Origin of the sequence: Burkholderia sp. Ax-1719, from assembly GCF_011753055.1 — a bacterium.
GTDB lineage: Bacteria > Pseudomonadota > Gammaproteobacteria > Burkholderiales > Burkholderiaceae > Paraburkholderia.
The window spans coordinates 1-1031 of sequence record NZ_VWWJ01000074.1; the positions used below are offsets into that span (position 1 = coordinate 1).

Consider the following 1031-nt stretch of genomic DNA (forward strand, 5'->3'; position numbering starts at 1 on the left):
GCGACGGATAAAAACGGCCACCAGAAAAACCCGCAATAAAAGAATTAAACGTCGAAACGCCTGCAATAACGACCCATAAGGAGAATGTCGATGAAGAAGAAGTTAATCTGTCTGCTGGTGGCCGGGGCACTGCCGGGGCTCGCGTTTGCGGACTCGACCAGCGACCAGATCAAGGCCCTGCAGCAGCAGCTCAATGCGCTGCAAAAAGAGGTGAAATCGCTCAAGAGCGAACTGTCGGAATCGAAGGCCACCGCAAAGGGTTCCTCGAAGCTGGCCATCGCTCCGGCGGGCACGACAACCGCAGCAGCAGCCGCGCCGGAAGTGGACATCTCCTCGCCCGACTACGGCAAGGCGCCCGCGCATCTGACCAACGACGAAGTCGATGCGATGAAGCAGCAGATCGCCGGCCAGCAGCTCAAGGTGGATTCGCTCTCCGACGCCGCCAACACCGGCCCGATCGCGGGACTGTCGATCACCGGCTATATCGATCCGACGTATCTGTATAACCGCGCCCCGGGCACGTCGTCGTTCCTGTTCGCGAATCACGAAAGTTCGTACAACTATTTCAACAGCACGTTCGGCGATCTGTACCTCGACATCAAGAAGACGTTTGGTGTCGGCCCGATGGCGCCGTCGGCGGAAATCACGCTCATGCCTAACCGCGGCAACGGCATTACGCTGCTGGCCAACGAGCATGGCGATATCGGCAACAACATCCTGAATACGGCGGTCGTGACGGTGCCGATCACGGCCACGCAGACCTTCGTCGCAGGCCTGATGCCGAGCTTTGGCGGCTACGAGGTGCAGCAGTCGAACCAGATGCTCACCCTCACCCACAACCTGCTGTACGACTTCTCGGATCCGGGCAGCTACGTGGGCGTGGGCTGGAATTACTCGCCGGACAGCAGCCAGTGGGCCTTCAAGTTCATGCTGGGTAACGAGCAGTACCGCACCTACGGCTCGGTCACGCAGACGGGCACGAACGCGCTGGGCGATCCGATCACCACCAGCAACAAGATCCCGACCTTCAC

The 1031-nt window shown here is 59.8% G+C and carries 1 protein-coding gene; it reads left to right on the plus strand.

Annotated features, from left to right (window positions below):
* Positions 1 to 90: 90 nt before the first annotated feature.
* On the plus strand, positions 91 to 1031 hold a 941-nt coding region (locus tag F3J17_RS35915), incomplete at its 3' end, for a DUF3138 family protein (RefSeq protein WP_167070564.1).